The following is a 15,826-nucleotide window of genomic DNA, read 5'->3' as shown; positions in this document are numbered from 1 at the left end:
GCAATCACCTCTTTTAACAATATTTACGTCTCTTAAGTATTAAAACATGAAAAGTTATTTTTTGATCCCACTGCTTGTAAGTGGTTTATTTATCTCTTGCTCAAAGGAGAAGGTTTCGCCATCTCGCCAAATGACTACATTAGGTGATAGCACTTGGCGTATGACTGCTTATACGTTCGATTTGAGCGCAAAGAATGGTGCGGCTAAAATTACACATGACTTTTTCAAGTCATTTTCACCAAATTCTTCAACGCCATGCTTGGGTAAGAGTACAATTACCTTTGACCCCAGTAGTAAGGTGACATGGAGTACTGAACCAGGAGCATGCGCCTTAAATATCAGTGATGTGTGGGGAGGGGGGCAAACAATAGAATGGGGGACGTGGAAGATTACTGACGATCAAAGCATGCTATTCATTGGGTACGATAGGCTAGGGGCGGGGGTAAGTGCATTACCTACTGTACAAGCAGTCACTGGTTCTTACACTATTATTCAAATGAACCAAGTGAATTTAGTTTTAGATCTACTCACGTAATAGGCCAACGTCAGGATTCAATTATGACAAATAGAGTCGTATTCACTCGAGTTCAGTAAATCCCTTATATAACAAAGAGCACCTTGCTTCTCGTACATTCAGCGAGAAGCAAGGTGCTCTTTGTTATATAAGGGATTTAGTGCGCCTGCAACCAGTTGCTTCCCGTGCCTACTTCCACTTCCATTGGCACGCTTAGCGGCAACGCGTTTATCATCAGCTCCTTAATGTGAGGAATGATATACTCAACTTCCTCCTTGGGCGCGTCGAACACCAATTCGTCGTGTACTTGCAGAATCATCTTGGTGCCTAACTTTTCCTGCTCCAGCCAGTCGTGAATGCGGATCATCGCAATTTTGATGATGTCGGCGGCGGTGCCTTGGATGGGCGCGTTGATGGCGTTGCGCTCGGTGAAGCCACGTAGGGTAGCGTTGCGCGAGTTGATGTCGCGCAGGTAGCGGCGGCGACCGAGTAGGGTCTCGGCGTATTCCAACTCGCGGGCCTTATTGATGCTCTCATCCATGAAGCGCTTCACGGCCGAAAACTCCTCAAAGTAGGCTTCAATGATTTCAGTGGCTTCCTTACGGGAAATGCTCAGACGCTGAGCCAAACCGAAGCTACTGATGCCGTAAATAATACCGAAGTTCACCGTCTTGGCTCGGCGGCGCATCTCGCCGTCCACGGCCGATAACGGCACATGAAACACTTTGCTGGCCGTACTGCTGTGAATATCAATGCCTTGACGGAAAGACTCAATCATCGTGGCGTCCTTGCTAAAGTCGGCCATGATGCGCAGCTCAATCTGGGAGTAATCGGCCGCGACGAGTAGGTGGTCGGCATCGCGGGGCACGAAGGCTTTGCGAATTTCGCGGCCTTTCTCAGTCCGGATCGGAATGTTTTGAAGGTTGGGATTGGTGCTGCTCAGACGGCCGGTGGCAGTTACTGCCTGGTTGAAAGAGGTATGCACGCGACCATCAAGGCTACATACCAGTTGCGGCAGCGCCTCTACGTAGGTTGAGCGTAGCTTGGTGAGCTGGCGGTATTCCAGAATAAGCGCGGCCACGGGGTTATCGATGGCCAGCACGCTCAGTACCTCTTCGCCGGTGGCGTATTGGCCGGTTTTCGTCTTCTTGATTTTACCGCCACCGAGCTGCATTTTGTCGAACAGCACTTCGCCCAACTGCTTGGGGGAGCCGATGTTGAACTCTTGGCCGGCAGCTTTAAAAATCTGCTGCTCCAGCTCGGTCACGTAGCCTTGCAGCTCGGCTGAGTATTCGCCCATGGCCGAGCTGTCGATGCGCACGCCTTCGTACTCCACATCGGCTAGCACCGGTACCAGCGGATTTTCGACTTCGTTCAGCAACTTGAGTAAGCCGACTTTAGCCAGCTTCGGCTCGAATACGTGCTTGAGCTGCAAGGTCACGTCGGCGTCTTCGCAGGCATAATCGGCGACCTGGCTGGGGGGCAAATCGGCCATGGTTTTCTGGTTTTTGCCCTTGGGGCCGATAAGTTCCAGAATCGACACCGGCGTGTAGTGCAGGTAGGTCTCGGCCAAGATGTCCATGTTGTGGCGCATGTCGGGCTCCAGCAGGTAGTGGGCCAGCATGGTATCGAACAGCGGCCCGCGCACCCGCACGTTGTAGTGCTTCAGGATGGTGAGGTCGTACTTGATGTTCTGGCCGATCTTACCGATGGTTTCGCTTTCCAAGAAGGGCCGAAACTCGTCGACAATAGCCTGGGCCGCGGCCGTATCATCGTGGGGAACAGGTACGTAATATGCCTCACCGGGCAGGTAGCAGAACGACAAGCCTACTAGCCGGGAAGTCATCGTATCCAAGCCAGTCGTCTCAGTATCAAAGCTGACTTCTTTTTGCTGCATCAGGAAGCTCAGCAGAGACTTGCGCATGGCCGGCGTATCCACCAAATGATACTGGTGGGGCACATCGGCTAGGGTCCGCTTGGTAGCGGGGGGCAAATTTTCATCCTCCTCATCGCCCTCGGCCGTAGCCGTAGCGGCCGGCGCGCCAAACAGGGCAATTTGCCCCCCAGTCGCCGCACGCCGCGCCCGGGGCGAAGGCGTGGAAGTGGCAGGTGCGCCGCCGCTTAGTACCCGCGCCGCGAGCTGCCGAAACTCCAGATCATCGAACAAAGACCGCAGTTGCTCCTCGTTGGGCGGACCCATTAGCAGCGCGTCGGGCTCGAATGGGATGGGCACATTCACGTGAATCGTCGCCAACTCCTTGCTCATCAATCCCTGCTCGGCGAAGTTGCGCACGTTTTCTTGCTGCTTGCCTTTTAGCTCGTCTACGTGGGCAATGAGCTGCTCCACGGAGCCGTACTTCTGAATCAGGGTCTTGGCCGTCTTTTCGCCGATGCCGGGAATACCGGGAATGTTGTCGGAGGCGTCGCCCTGCAAGCCCAGGATGTCCGTCACCTGCTCTACGCGCTCAATCTCGAAACGCTGGAGTACGTGAGGCAAGTCCAGCACTTCGGCGGCGTTGCCCATGAAAGCGGGCCGGTAAATCTTGATTTTCTCAGTAACGAGCTGGCAGTAGTCTTTGTCGGGCGTCATCATAAACACCTCAAAGCCTTGCGCTTCGGCCCGCTGAGCCAGGGTGCCAATCACGTCGTCGGCCTCAAAGCCATCCACCATCAGAATCGGGATGTTGAAGGCGTCGATGATGCGCTTGATGTAGGGAATGGCCGTGCCGATATCCTCGGGCATAGCTTGGCGCTGAGCCTTATACTCGGCGAAATTCTCATGGCGAAACGTCTTTTTCTGGGCATCGAAGGCCACGCCGAGGTGGGTGGGTTTTTCCTTTTGCAGCACTTCTACCAGCGTGTTGGTGAAGCCAAGCACGGCGCCCGTATTCATACCCTTGGAGTTGATGCGCGGGTTCTTGCTGAAGGCAAAGTGAGCGCGGTAGATCAGGGCAAAAGCGTCGAGGAGGAAGAGTTTTTTGGGGGTGACGGGGGCGGTAGTCTCGGTCATGGAGGCGAATATACAAGCGGTAGGGAGCAAGCGTATGGAGTAAACGCGCCAGGCTCCGCTGTGTTCCGACAATGATAGAAATGGTCCGCAAAAGTTGCTGTACTTTCCGCCATGAAACGGATCTGGCTTCTGATACTTTTAGGCTTGCTGCCCCTGAGCAGCTTACTGGCTCAAGCAACCACCGTCAGCGCGGCTATATCGACGGCTGAGCACGCTAAGCTGGTAGCTGAGTTTCAGCGGGAACTGAACGCCGAGTACCGCAACCCCGCCGAGTCGCCGCTGCCGGTGGAGGTGCGGAAGAAATTCAAGAGCCTGCCGTTCTTCCCTGTCAACTACGCTGCCCGCGTACAAGCCCGCTTCGTGCGCGACTCCTTAGCGGCGCCCTTCGCTATGGTAACCAGCACCGACCGGCGCCCGATGTACCGCAAATACGGCGACGCTTACTTCACCCTGAATGGCCAAGAGCTCAAGCTTACCATTTATCAAAACCTAGAGTTAACCCAGCGCGAAGGCTACCAGGATTATCTGTTCGTACCCTTCACTGACCAAACTAACGGCCACACTAGCTACGGTGGCGGCCGCTACCTCGACCTGCGCATCGGGCAGATTCAGCAGGGGCAAGTTGTGCTGGATTTCAACCGCGCTTATAATCCCTTTTGCGCCTACGGGGGGCCATATTCCTGCCCGGTGCCACCTGCCGAAAACCGTCTACCGGTTGCTATTGCGGCCGGCGTCATGAGCGACCATTAACACCCATTTGCCCAGCTTAGCGCGTGGGCTGGGGGGCAAATAAGTCGGGGTAATCTGTGATGATGCCGTCTACTTGCAGCTTGGTGAGGCGCGCAATATCGGCGGCGGAATTTACGGTCCAGGGAATGACTTGGATACCAAGCTGATGGCAGGCTTCTACCAGCTTCGCCGTTACCAGTTGATGGCTGGGGCTATAGATACTGGGGCGGAAGCTGAGCTGCTCTAAGTTGGCTGTTAGGCCCTTTATATTCGCTACTAGCAAAGCGGTGGATAAGGTAGGCTGGGCGCGGTGCACGACTTCCAAGGTGCGCGGGTCGAATGACTGAATGATAACCCGGCTTTGAATGCCCTTGGCCTGCACCACCGCTAGCAATAGCTCCACAAACTGCGCAGGCTGAGGGTGGAGAGTACCGTCGCTGGCCGGGGTAGTTTTGGTTTCGATGTTGTAGCGCGGCGGCGGGAGCTTTTTGAGGCGGGCGTAGGCTTCGGCCGAGTCAATGACCTCAGCCAGCAGGGGCTTATAGGTGCGGAGCTTCTGCTGACGTGGAAACTTAGGGTTGCCCTGGCTGCCCACGTCGTAGCGCCGAATCTCGGCGTAGGGTAAGGCGTACAGGCGGTGCTTGTGCTCATCGGCCGGGGCAATAGGCTGGCCGTCGGGCGTGAGCACAAAGTCCGGATTCATGTAGGGGTCGTGGGAGAGGAAGACCTGATTGTCCTGACTAACCAGTACATCCATTTCCAGCGTCGTCACGCCTAGGTCTAGAGCTTTGCGCATAGCTGGAATGGTGTTCTCCGGCATCAAGCCCCGACACCCGCGGTGGCCCTGCCGATCGAGAGGTGCCCTTTGGGCAGTAGCGCTAAAGACCGTAGCCAAGACAAGAAGCAGGCAGAAGAGGAAAGGCAGGGACTTGGGCATAACAAAACAGGCAACATACAATACTCCGCAGCCCAAGGTAACAACCCTGCACTGCGGAGTGAGCACTATTCATAAAAAGCAATGATGCGAAACTAAGCCGACAGGATATCCGTGTACACCTGCCCAAACCGGTCGGTGACTTCTACTCTAACTTCCTTGGTGCCGGCCGAGACATTAGCCACAAACAGGTGCTCGGTGAGCGTTGGGTCTACCCATTTGTGCTTGGCGGGTAGGGCAGGGCCAGCGTGGAGCTGCACGGATAGGGGGTCGAGGCCGGTGTACTGCTGCATGTCGCCCCGACGCACTCCATCCTCAAACCAAGCCACTTTCCAGGCCGCATCCCAGTTCCACACGTTTACTACCATGGCCTCGGGGCGCTCCGGCAAGCTGCCTTTAGGATACATGCGAAACTGATGGCTACGCTCCTGTCCCAGCGCCTTGTAGTACCACTTCAGCTCGCTGCCGCGCACCTCGTACACTCCATAGCCGCCGGGGGTGCCATCGGTGCAAATCGGGCCCGTCCACCACGCTCCGCATACGGTGCCGTGGACGTGCTCTACTATGTTTTCCTCCGTTTGCAGTACCTCATTGAAGTGGGTATGTCCCGACATGATATGGGCTTTGTAGGGCTTGAGCAGGCGGTACAGCTCTTTGCGGTTGGCTACTGTGCCCCCCATCGGCTCCTCTTTTTCCTTGTTGCGCAGGTGCTGCCGGGTGTAAGGCGGAATGTGCATATTCACCACCACCGTAGTGCCCGGCTTCACGTGAGCCAGGTCTTGCTCCAGCCACGCCAGTTGCCGCTCGGTTAGGTAGCCAATGTATTTTTTGGCTGTGCCAATGAAAAACACGTCATCGAGCACTACGTAGTGAATTTCGCCCCGATTGAAAGAATAATAAGTGGGGCCGAAAAGCTTTTTGAACGTATCAGCGGAGCCCTCATCGGTGCGGGCGGTGAGGTCCATGTCGTGGTTACCGATCACCTGAAAGAAGGGAATACCGGTGCTGGTCACGCCCTGCTGGTAATCCTCAAACAGCTCGAAATGATCCCACACCAAGTCGCCGCAGCCAATGCCGTGAAACAACGTGCCCGCGCCATAGCTGGCCACTAGCTTCTGCGTGTCGGGCACGGCCGTGGCCTTGAACTCGTCGGCTTTGGAAATCATCTGCGGATCTGCCCACACGATAAAGTTGTGCTGGGTGTCGTCTTGGCTAAGCTTGCGCAGCTCAAAGTCGGCCTTGAAACGGCCCCGCACGGCCTCTTTGCGCCGATAAAAGCGAGCCATGCCGTGCTCGTGCGGAAACTCGTAGCCCCGCGGCACCGAGATGTACACAAACTCGGCCGCTCCGCTGCTTTCCAGAGAATATTGCCCCTTAGCATCCGTAAGCGTTACGCGGAGGCCATCCGTCACGGCCACGCCCGCAATTCCCTGACCCTGAGCGTGTACTTTACCGCTGAGCGTGGTGATGGTATTTTCTTCCCCAAGCGCACGGGGCGCTTTCGGGCTGGCTAGGCCAGTATTCCAATCCAGCGTTACGCCCAGGCCCGCCAAGCCAATTGATTTAAGAAAAGTCCGTCTTAGCTGAGACATTGTGAGGAGTTAAGAGAAAGAAGAGTAGCAGTTTACAGGTGTTGAGTGACCAGAAAACCAAAAGGTGGTCATGCAGAGCGAAGCGAAGCATCTCGCTCGCGCCATTAGATTACTAACCTTACATCAGCACGCGAGATGCTTCGCTCCGCTCTGCATGACGTTCTATTAAAATCTGGCAGCTCTTAAAAAAGCGCTGGGGGCTATTTTTCCCACCATACTTTGGTGTTCACGTCGTCGCCGCCCATGGCTTCCACGGCCGCGCGATAGTTGGGGCCGTTGTTTGTTTGCACCACCAGAGGGTACTTAAAGCGCACGGGCATGATGCCGCCGTTCTGCAAATCCTGGCCGCGAGGCAAGCGGGGTAGCCCCGTGCGGCGGTACTCAAACCACTGCTGGTAATCGTTGAAAAACAGCGCGTAGTACTTCTGTAGCATAATGCGCTCCAAGGTGCCGTTGTAGGCTGCGGCCGGATTCTGGAAGTAAGTAGCCGACAAAACTGCCCCCCACTGCTCCACTGCTGCCTTTACGCCCCGCTCGTAATGGGTGCGGGCGTCGGCGGTGGTGTAGCCACGCTGGGCGGCTTCTGCCTTGATCAACTCTACCTCGGCATACGTCATTAGCACCGAGGGCATGGGAGCGGCGGCCGTAGCAGTTACCAAAGCCACGTTGAAATTGGAAGGCTGGTATTGAAACTGCGCGTCGCTGCCCGCGTAGGCGCTCGGAATGCCCTTGTAGCCAATGGTGGTGCTGCCGTTCTGGGTTCTGGCCTGGGTGTTGAACCTGGACAAGCGGGGGTCGGCCCAAGTATTGAGGTTGTCGATAAAGAACTCGGCGGCGGCGCGGAAGGTGGTAAAGTCAATAGCGCGGCCCCAGGGCGATACGTTGGGCGTGACGCCCGTAAGGCGCAGGATGGCGGCTTCGCTGTTTTGAGTAAACACCGGATACTTCACCGGGTCATTGATCATGGCCGCCAACTGGGTTGGAGCATTCATCTCAGGGCGCTTGGATACCCGCAATAGGAGGCGCATGCGCAGCGAGTTGCAGAAGCGCCGCCAGTTAGGCACACTGTTGTTGTACAACAGGTCGCTGCCGTAGCTCATGGTACGAGTGGCATCAAACAAGCCGTTGGCTGTTTCCAGGTCGTCGAGCAGGCGGGTGTAAATCTCCTGTTGAGAATCAAATACGGGATACAGAATGCCGTCCTCAGCCCGGCTGGCTTCGGTCTGGGGAATGTTGCCGAAGCAGTCGGTCAGGTTGGCGTACGCCCAGGCATTGAGCGTGAGGGCTATGGCTTCGTAGTTGGGGTCTTGGGCCGCCTCGGCTGCCAAGCGCATTTCCCGGATATTAGCCAGCCAGCGGTAATACGTGGTCCAGGTAGAGTTGCCGGCACTTTCGCTGACCAAGTAGCGATGCACGCCCCCCGATACACTCGGAAACGGCAAGGCCACTTGCATAATATCGAAGGTGAATGCGTCGGCGCGGCTGGTATTGAAAGTGGCTATGCTGTACACAATCGGATTGAGCAGCGTGCCAGGGCTAATTCTCTCAATGCGGTTGGGGTCTAGATTCAACTCCTCAAACCCATCGGTACACGACACCATACTGCCGCCTAAGCTGAGCAGCAGCAGAACAACGAATTTTTTCATCGAAAAAGAAAGTCAGAAAGGAAATGGCCGACTGGGGGGCTTTTTCAGGCTCCTGGTGGCTTAAAACTGAAGGGTGAGGTTCACGCCCATGGTGCGGGTGGAAGGCAACTGCCCGATTTCCACGCCGGGCAGCAGCGTGCCGCCATTCAGGGCCGCCGTCTCCGGATCGAAAATGGGGAACCTGGTCCACATGGCTAAGTCGCGACCATAGAGGCCAATTGTGGCCCCGCTCAGGGCTTTGGTGCGGGCCAGCAGAGCGGCTGGCAGCGTGAACTCAATGCGAGCTTCGCGCAGCTTCAGGTAAGAGGCATCAAACGAGTTGGACTCGATGTTGGCGCGGCGGTAGTACTCAGCGTAGTACGCGGCCGGAATCACCTCTTTGGTATTAGGCGAGTAAGTGCCGTCGGCATTGACTACCACGCCTTCCCCGATGATGAAGCCTTCTTCGCGGCCCGGCAGCGTCGATTTTAGCTTGCCCTGCTCGCTCATTTTGTGGTGAGTCTGGGAATAGATGATGCCGCCGTACTGCCCGTCGAGCAGTGCGCTCACGCGGAAGTTTTTGTAGCTGAACTCGTTTAAAAAGCCCCCCCGCCAGTCGGCGTAGGCCCGACCGATAAACTTGATGGCGGCGGGCTGCACTGGCAGGCCGTCCTTGTTGTAAATAATCTGCCCGTCGGGGGCGCGCTCGAAGCCGAAGCCGTAGATGTCGCCGGTGGTGCCACCTACCGTAGCCATAATAGTGGCCGTGCCGCCGGTGCCAATTACCTGCTGATCATCCAGGCCCTCGGCCAAACTTAGCACCTTGTTGCGGTTGCGCGACCACGTGGTAGTGGTTTTCCACTTAAAGGCATTGTTGTCGATAGGCTGGGCATTGAATACTACCTCCACGCCCCGGTTGCGCACCTCACCAGCATTGAGCAGCGCGCGGCTGTAGCCCGTGGTAGGGTCGATGGGCACCTCCAGAATCTGGTTGCGGGTGGTATTTTGGTACACCGTCACGTCGGCTCCTAGGCGCCCCTGAAACATGAGGTACTGCACGCCGGCCTCGTAGCTGGTTGTGATTTCGGGCTTGAAATCCCGGTTGAAGAGCGTCGTTGGCACTGAGCCCGCGCCCGGAAAGTCGCTGCGACCGTAGTACTTGCGGGTGTAGTAAGGGTCGGTATCGTTGCCCACCTGCGCCGCCGACAGTCGCACTTTAGCCAGCGAAATGGAAGAGGGCATAGGCAGAAGCTCATTCAGAATAAAGCTGGAGCTGATAGAAGGATAGAAGAACGAGTTGTTCTGAGCTGGCAGCGTGCTCGACCAGTCATTACGCCCGGTCAGATCAATGAAAATCTTGTCGTCGTAGGAAAACGATGTGAGGGCATAAAGACTGTTGATGCGGCGGGCCGTGGTGGTGCTGGTAAGTAGCGGATTGCTCAGACCATTGGTCAGCTTGTACACGCCCGGAATTACCAAGCCTTCCACCACGCCGTCAATTCCCCGAAATCGCCGGTTCATAATATTGCCCCCCACCGAGGCGCGCAGGTCGAAGTGGGTGCCTAGTTGCTCGTGGTAAGTCAGTAGGGCGTCGGTATTTACTTCGTAGTTGCTGATATCCTGCTGCTTGTAGTAGCCGCGCTGGAAGTTGGCGGTGCTATAAGGGCGGCGCATCTCGCGGGCCTCCTGGCTCATGCTAATACCTGAGCGCGCCAGCAGGCTGAACTTAGGCGAAAACTCATAAGTACCCGACACGTTGCCCACCGTCGTGCGCGTCGTCACGGCGTTGGTCATTTCCTGAGCAATCAGGTAAGGGTTATCGATAAAGGTGCTGAACGGGTGCACTTGGTCAATCTGATCGAAGCCGTTTTTCCAGATGGTGCGATACGCGTCGAGCGGCACGTTCGGGTTCTGAAAAATCATGAAGTACGACAGCGACTGGTTGTTGTAGCCAGTGGCGGGCAGGTTGTCGCTGGTGCGGTTGGTAAAGTTTACTTTGCCCCCCAGCTTCAGCTTATCCGTGATATTATGGTTCACGCTGAGGGCCGCCGTTAGCCGCTCATACCCTGTGTTGGGCATTATCCACTTGTTCTTGGAGTGGGTGATGGAGGCGCGTGCCGAGCTGGTTTCGTTGCCCCCTTCCAAGGCTACGCTGTTGGTGAGAGTAGAGCCAGTGCGGAAGAACCCTTTAATGTTGTCTTTATAAGGCACCCAAGGCAGCCGTTCCGCCGACTGAGCTTGGATTACGGGGTCGTACTGGAAGTACTCTTGCCCATCGAAGCGGGGCCCGAAGGCGCTGCTGGTGCCGCCCGTGCTGGCCCCGTCGGGCGAGGCGCCGTAGGAGTAGTAAGGCTCGCCGGCGGCGTTAAAGGAGCGCCCTGTACCCTGGCCGTACTCATACTGATATTCGGGCCACCGCAGCACGGTGTTAATGCTGGAGTTACTGTTCACCGTTACGCCTAAGCCTTTCTTTTTGCGCGAGCCAGTTTTGGTAGTAATAATCAGGGCTCCATTGGCGGCGCGGCTACCATAAAGGGCTGTGGCACTGGCTCCTTTTAGCACCGTGATGCTGGCAATATCATCGGGGTTAATATCGGCAATGCCGTTGCCGAAGTCTACGGGTACGTCGTTGCCGGAGCCCGCGCCGTAAGCGCTGCCCACGCCCGAGCTGGTCAGGCCGCTATTCATAGGCACGCCATCCAGAATGATTAGGGCATTGTTGCCGTTGGGGTTCAGGGAGTTGTCGCCACGCAGCGTAATGCGGGTGGAGTTTACCGGTCCCGAACCCGCCGAAACCAGGTTCAGGCCCGCCACTTTGCCCGATAAAGCCTGAGCAAAGTTGTTGGGCCGAGCTTCCAGCAATGCTTCTCCGTCGATCGTTTGGGCAGCATAACCTAGCGCTTTCTGTTCGCGCTCAATACCGAGGGCCGTCACCACCACCTCGTTGAGTTGCTTGGCGTCGGGCGAGAGGCGCAGGTTGATTTGGGTTTTGCCCCCCACGGGCACTTCCTGAGTGAGGTAGCCGATGTAGGTAACTACCAGCACGGCATCGGGGCTTACATTGAGAGTGTAAGCGCCCTCCGGATCGGTGGAGGTGCCCGTAGTCGTACCCTTCACGATGACGGTAGCACCTGGCAGTCCTAGACCTTGGTCGTCGGTCACAGTTCCCGAAACAGATTGAGATTGTGCGAAGGCACTGATGCTCCAAAAAAGCACAAGAAGACCCGTCGCACCGAGCTTGGCAGCTCGGGCGAAGTAACTGTGTAACATGGTGTTGGATGGTTGTTGTGGGTGCAAAACTACCAGCACGCTGTTACTGAAATATTACCCCAAGGCTATGATATTGTATGCTGAAGCAGAGAAAAGCAGGACTTGCTTAACGCAGCCATAACAGCAGCAAATCTGCCTGCTGAGCTGTTACCATATGGTACACTGTCGGTTATAAAGCAAGAGCATACCAATGCTCGGGGCAATAAGCCAAGATTGCTCAGGTACTAACTATGAAGAAGATGTTAAGGTCAAAAACATACAGCACCTGCTGCTCTGCGTACGTTTCAAAGTCAGTTTCCTTTACTCAAAGCCGCTAAGCCTGATTTCTGCAGTATGCGCTATATCTCCCTCGACCTCGAAACCACCGGCGGCAAGCCTCAGCGCCACCAGATTCTGGAACTGGCAGCCGTGGTAGAAGACACCAAGCGGCCCCGGCCACTCAGCGAACTGCCCGTGTTTAGGCGCGCGGTGCGCCACCATGAGTACATAGGCACCGCCGGGGCGCTGGCTCTGAATGCCCGCTTGTTAGAAGAGTTGGCGCGCAAAGAACCCAACCCGGAAATTTGCCCCCCAGACGAACTTCTGCCCCAATTGCGCGAGTTTTTGCTGGCCCAAGGATTCAAAGCCGATAAGCACGATTGCGTAACCGTGACTATGGCCGGCAAGAATATCGCCTCTTTCGACTTAGGCTTTCTGCGTGAGCTGCCGGGCTACGGCAATTTAGTGCGCGCCGAGCCCGCTATGCTGGACCCGGCCGCATTTTACTTAAATTGGAATAAGGATTCGCGCCTGCCAACGATGAGCATCTGCAAGGCGCGCGCAAAGTTTGAAGACGACACAGTAGCCCACGAAGCCGTAGCTGATGCCCTGGACGTTATTCAGCTGCTGCGCCCATTCTATGAGCTGTCGGTATATAAGCAGGTGGTGCCGGGCGGCACCGAGCAGGCGCAGTAGCTACCAGCTGCCGCTGGCCCCGCCACCGCCTGAGCTGCCGCCCCCGAAGCCGCCAAAACCACCGCCGCCACCGCCTCCGCCGAAGCCACCTCCAAAACCTCCACCGCCACCAAATACACCGCGGCCGCCGCTGAAGTCACCGAAGATAATGGGAGGCACGCCCATGCCACCAAAGCCCCGGCTGCGTCGGCCACCGGAGCCGCCGCCGCGGTTGCGCATCAGCAGAAACAACACCAACACCCCAATAATAATCCAGAAGGTCCAGCCGGAGCCGCTGTTGTCGCTGCTGCGGGTACGGCGAGCAACTGGGTCGGCTTTGTACTCGCCTTTTGCCAGAGCAATAAGCTGATCGGTGGCCCGATTAAGGCCGTCGTAGTAGCGCTCTTGCTGAAAAGCCGGCGCGACGGTATTCGTGATAATACGTTTGGCAATGGCATCGGGCACGGCGCCTTCCAGGCCGTAGCCAGTCTGGATGCGGGCTTTGCGCTCCTTTTGCGCCACCAGAATCAGGATGCCGTTGTTGCTGCCTTTCTGGCCAATTCCCCAGGCCTCGTAGAGCTGCTGAGCATAGTCGGCCAGCTCGTAGTCGCCGAGCGTGGGAATGGTCACGACGGCAATCTGGGAGGACGTGGAGTCGTTGTAGGCGACGAGCTTATTTTCCAGCGCTGCTACTTCATCGGGGCGCAGCATGCCGGCGAGGTCATTTACCAGCCGGGGCGGACTGGGCCTGGGGGGCAAATTTTGGGCGAGGGCTGAGGGGCAAATTCCGGCCACGGCCAGCCACAATACCAAGCAGGGAACAAAGATTCGCCAGAAGGCCGAAGGGGAGAGCTGCCTCATGCGCGCGGGGGCGTCGGTTTGCCAAAAGAGATAGAATCGTCGAGTTCGTTGCGGTCAGTGGCCGCATCGTAGGGGAAAAAGTGCTGGAGCTGCTCGCCCACCATACGCACGCCTTTTTCCAGGCCGGTCACGTAGTCGTTGGCGCGAAAATGCCTAATCACGGTTTCCTTGGTTGTTTCCCAAAAGTCGTCGGGCACGGCCGCGTTTATGCCTACATCGCCAATGACGGCGAAGCGGCGCGTTTCCCAAGCCAGATAAAAAAGCACCCCGTTGCGCTGAGCAGTGCGGTGCATATTCAACTCAGCAAACACCTGCGCAGCCCTATCCAGGGGCTCGGGCGTAGGGCAGGTGTCTTCCAAGTGTACCCGAATTTCACCCGACGTTTTGATTTCGGCTTGGCGAATAGCCGCTACCAGCGCCGCTTCTTGCTCCGGGGTTAGAGGGTTGTTCATAATAAGTGCTTAGTACGAGGTGCGTAGGGCTTCGTGTTAGGGGTAGTAGCAAAGCATAAACCCCTGCACGAAGCCCTGCGCGCTGTATTAAAACTGTACTGTAGGGGCTTTCTGAGAAGCAGGATCCGCTTCGAAGTAGCCTTTTGAGGAGAAGCCGAATACGCCCGCGAACAGGTTGTTTGGAAACTGCCGAATGAAGCCGTTGTAATCGTTGGTGACGTTGTTGAACTTGTTGCGCTCCACGTTAATACGGTTTTCGGTGCCCTCAATCTGCGCCTGCAATTCCTGAAAGTTGGCGTTTGCCTTCAACTCTGGGTAGTTCTCCGACACAGCCAGCAGACGACCCAGGCCACTGCTTAGTTGGCTTTGAGCAGCCTGAAATTTCTGAATGTTTTCGGGCGTAAGCTGATCGGCGGAAAGCTGCACGCTGGTTGCCTTGGCACGGGCCTCAATTACGTTGGTAAGCGTGGTCTGCTCGAAGTTGGCGGCACCTTTCACGGTGTTCACCAAGTTCGGAATCAAATCGGCGCGGCGCTGGTAGGCGTTCTGCACGTTGCCCCACTGGGCTTTCACGGCTTCATCGCGCTGCACCATGCCGTTGTAGCCGCACGACGATTGCGTGAGCAGCACAATTAAACCGAACAAATAAAGAAAAAAACGTTTCATAGGGGTAAGGAAGAGGAAGAGATAGGTTGTGACAGTGCATATATAGTAAATATGCGCTGAGCAAAGTACGGAAACCTGTCTTAGCGGTTGTCTTTAGAGTTACTGCCGCTCGAATTACTATTTTGCGGTCTTATGCCACGTATGTCGTTTATGAAAGCTGTTATTCCTGTTGCTGGTATTGGTTCGCGCTTACGCCCCCACACGCATACCCAGCCCAAGTCGCTGGTACCGGTGGCGGGTAATACGATTCTGGGGCATATTATCGACCGGCTGGTGGCTGCAGGCATCGAAGATTTTGTGTTCGTGATTGGGTATCTGGGTGAAAAAATCGAGAGCTACGTTCGGCGTCAGTACCCCAATCTGCGCACCGAGTTTGTGGTACAGGAGCCCCGTGAAGGTATTGGTCACGCCTTGTGGGTGGCCCGCGAGCATTTTCGCCACGAAACCGACGGCATTCTCATTCTGCTCGGCGATACTATCGTGGACGTTGACTTAACCCAACTGCTCCAGACCCACGGCACAGTGCTGGCCGTGAAAGAAGTAAAAACGCCCTCCATGTTTGGACTGGTGGAGACGGATGCTACCGGTCAGGTGACGAAGGTGGTCGAAAAGCCGCGCATTCCGAAGTCGAATCACGCCTTGGTCGGGCTGTATAAAATTGCTAATCCCGAGCGTCTGGCCGTAGCCCTGGAGCGCATTATTGCCGATGAAGTACGCACCCATAATGAGTACCAACTCACTGACGCTCTGATGCTGCTTATCAATGAAGGCGAGGAAATGACTACCTCGTCGGTAGATAACTGGTTTGACTGCGGCCGCAAGGAAAGCTTGCTTGAAGCCAATGCGCGCCTGCTCAACCGCCCCGAGTTTCTGACGTCCCGTGAGTATCCCGAGTTTCCAGATACCATTATCATCCCGCCCGTCAGCATCGGCCGCGACTGCCAGATTCGCCACTCCATCATTGGCCCCAACGTAGCCATCGGCGACCGGACCATCGTGCGCAACACCATCATCAGCGACTCGATCATCGGCTCTTACAGCGAGCTGCGCTCCGCCGTGATGCAGGATTGCATCGTGGGCAGCGACGCTTCCTTCAGTGGCCTAAATCACAGCCTAAACATCGGCGATAACACGGAAATCAACTACAGCTAGTGGTCTGGGGGGCAAATTTGCCCCCCAGCTTGCTTTTGAGCTTTTCTAAATGAGCACCAAATAAAAGCGGTCATACAGAGCGGGAGCG

At 56.2% G+C, this 15,826-nt stretch carries 12 protein-coding genes; 4 read left to right on the top strand and 8 right to left on the bottom strand.

Translation table 11 applies throughout. The features are described 5' to 3' along the window. The first annotated feature begins 46 nt into the window (after positions 1-46). Positions 47-535, top strand: a complete 489-nt coding sequence (locus ACW9KT_RS20585) for a hypothetical protein (RefSeq protein WP_457083940.1) — start codon at positions 47-49, stop codon at positions 533-535. 136 nt (positions 536-671) lie between these two features. Here ACW9KT_RS20585 and polA read toward each other — a convergent pair whose 3' ends face one another. After that, entirely contained in the window at positions 672-3,524 is a 2,853-nt protein-coding gene (gene polA, locus ACW9KT_RS20580) for a DNA polymerase I (RefSeq protein ID WP_457083938.1), read from the bottom strand. A 111-nt stretch (positions 3,525-3,635) separates the two neighbouring features. Between polA and ACW9KT_RS20575 the strand changes: the two genes are divergently transcribed. Beyond that, positions 3,636-4,274 carry a DUF1684 domain-containing protein gene (locus ACW9KT_RS20575; protein WP_457083936.1) on the top strand — a complete coding sequence of 213 codons (639 nt, stop codon included), beginning with the start codon at positions 3,636-3,638 and terminating at the stop codon, positions 4,272-4,274. Between the two features lie 16 nt (positions 4,275-4,290). Here ACW9KT_RS20575 and ACW9KT_RS20570 read toward each other — a convergent pair whose 3' ends face one another. The 4 genes from ACW9KT_RS20570 to ACW9KT_RS20555 all read right to left on the bottom strand — a co-directional run bounded on the left by ACW9KT_RS20570 (position 4,291) and on the right by ACW9KT_RS20555 (position 11,674). Beyond that, a complete protein-coding gene (locus ACW9KT_RS20570) occupies positions 4,291-5,190 on the bottom strand; it encodes a glycerophosphodiester phosphodiesterase (RefSeq protein ID WP_457083934.1) in 900 nt (299 codons plus the stop codon). Positions 5,191-5,282: 92 nt separating this feature from the next. Next, a complete protein-coding gene (locus ACW9KT_RS20565; RefSeq protein WP_457083932.1) occupies positions 5,283-6,779 on the bottom strand; it encodes a calcineurin-like phosphoesterase C-terminal domain-containing protein in 1,497 nt (498 codons plus the stop codon). Positions 6,780-6,979: 200 nt separating this feature from the next. Then, positions 6,980-8,425, bottom strand: coding sequence for a SusD/RagB family nutrient-binding outer membrane lipoprotein (locus ACW9KT_RS20560; RefSeq protein WP_457083930.1), 1,446 nt, complete (start codon positions 8,423-8,425; stop codon positions 6,980-6,982). Positions 8,426-8,485: 60 nt separating this feature from the next. Further along, positions 8,486-11,674: a SusC/RagA family TonB-linked outer membrane protein gene (locus ACW9KT_RS20555; protein WP_457083928.1), complete on the bottom strand. Its 3,189-nt coding sequence runs from the start codon at positions 11,672-11,674 to the stop codon at positions 8,486-8,488. A gap of 333 nt (positions 11,675-12,007) precedes the next feature. Here ACW9KT_RS20555 and ACW9KT_RS20550 point away from each other — a divergent pair, with 333 nt between their 5' ends. Continuing rightward, positions 12,008-12,628, top strand: a complete 621-nt coding sequence (locus ACW9KT_RS20550; protein WP_457083926.1) for a hypothetical protein — start codon at positions 12,008-12,010, stop codon at positions 12,626-12,628. Here ACW9KT_RS20550 and ACW9KT_RS20545 read toward each other — a convergent pair whose 3' ends face one another. The 3 genes from ACW9KT_RS20545 to ACW9KT_RS20535 form a co-directional block, all read right to left on the bottom strand. Further along, positions 12,629-13,468, bottom strand: a complete 840-nt coding sequence (locus tag ACW9KT_RS20545) for a TPM domain-containing protein (protein ID WP_457083924.1) — start codon at positions 13,466-13,468, stop codon at positions 12,629-12,631. Further along, a complete protein-coding gene (locus ACW9KT_RS20540; RefSeq protein ID WP_457083922.1) occupies positions 13,465-13,920 on the bottom strand; it encodes a TPM domain-containing protein in 456 nt (151 codons plus the stop codon). Before ACW9KT_RS20540 ends, ACW9KT_RS20545 begins: the two co-directional genes overlap by 4 nt. Before the next feature lie 87 nt (positions 13,921-14,007). After that, positions 14,008-14,586 (bottom strand): LemA family protein, encoded by a 579-nt coding sequence (locus tag ACW9KT_RS20535; protein ID WP_457083920.1) that lies wholly within the window; start codon positions 14,584-14,586, stop codon positions 14,008-14,010. 150 nt (positions 14,587-14,736) lie between these two features. On the opposite strand from ACW9KT_RS20535, the gene ACW9KT_RS20530 reads away from it, so the two are divergent. After that, positions 14,737-15,738, top strand: a complete 1,002-nt coding sequence (locus ACW9KT_RS20530; RefSeq protein WP_457083918.1) for a sugar phosphate nucleotidyltransferase — start codon at positions 14,737-14,739, stop codon at positions 15,736-15,738. The last annotated feature ends 88 nt before the right edge of the window (positions 15,739-15,826 follow it).

The organism is Hymenobacter sp. HD11105, from assembly GCF_054051685.1.
Note: the sequence above shows the minus strand (reverse complement) of the source record. Positions and strands in the feature narration are given on the sequence as shown.

Bases quoted from the DNA above. Each gene is read 5' to 3' on its own strand.
- ACW9KT_RS20585 (WP_457083940.1), top strand. From the start codon at position 47: ATGAAAAGTTATTTTTTGATCCCACTGCTTGTAAGTGGTTTATTTATC.
- polA (WP_457083938.1), bottom strand. From the start codon at position 3,524: ATGACCGAGACTACCGCCCCCGTCACCCCCAAAAAACTCTTCCTCCTC.
- ACW9KT_RS20575 (WP_457083936.1), top strand. From the start codon at position 3,636: ATGAAACGGATCTGGCTTCTGATACTTTTAGGCTTGCTGCCCCTGAGC.
- ACW9KT_RS20570 (WP_457083934.1), bottom strand. From the start codon at position 5,190: ATGCCCAAGTCCCTGCCTTTCCTCTTCTGCCTGCTTCTTGTCTTGGCT.
- ACW9KT_RS20565 (WP_457083932.1), bottom strand. From the start codon at position 6,779: ATGTCTCAGCTAAGACGGACTTTTCTTAAATCAATTGGCTTGGCGGGC.
- ACW9KT_RS20560 (WP_457083930.1), bottom strand. From the start codon at position 8,425: ATGAAAAAATTCGTTGTTCTGCTGCTGCTCAGCTTAGGCGGCAGTATG.
- ACW9KT_RS20555 (WP_457083928.1), bottom strand. From the start codon at position 11,674: ATGTTACACAGTTACTTCGCCCGAGCTGCCAAGCTCGGTGCGACGGGT.
- ACW9KT_RS20550 (WP_457083926.1), top strand. From the start codon at position 12,008: ATGCGCTATATCTCCCTCGACCTCGAAACCACCGGCGGCAAGCCTCAG.
- ACW9KT_RS20545 (WP_457083924.1), bottom strand. From the start codon at position 13,468: ATGAGGCAGCTCTCCCCTTCGGCCTTCTGGCGAATCTTTGTTCCCTGC.
- ACW9KT_RS20540 (WP_457083922.1), bottom strand. From the start codon at position 13,920: ATGAACAACCCTCTAACCCCGGAGCAAGAAGCGGCGCTGGTAGCGGCT.
- ACW9KT_RS20535 (WP_457083920.1), bottom strand. From the start codon at position 14,586: ATGAAACGTTTTTTTCTTTATTTGTTCGGTTTAATTGTGCTGCTCACG.
- ACW9KT_RS20530 (WP_457083918.1), top strand. From the start codon at position 14,737: ATGAAAGCTGTTATTCCTGTTGCTGGTATTGGTTCGCGCTTACGCCCC.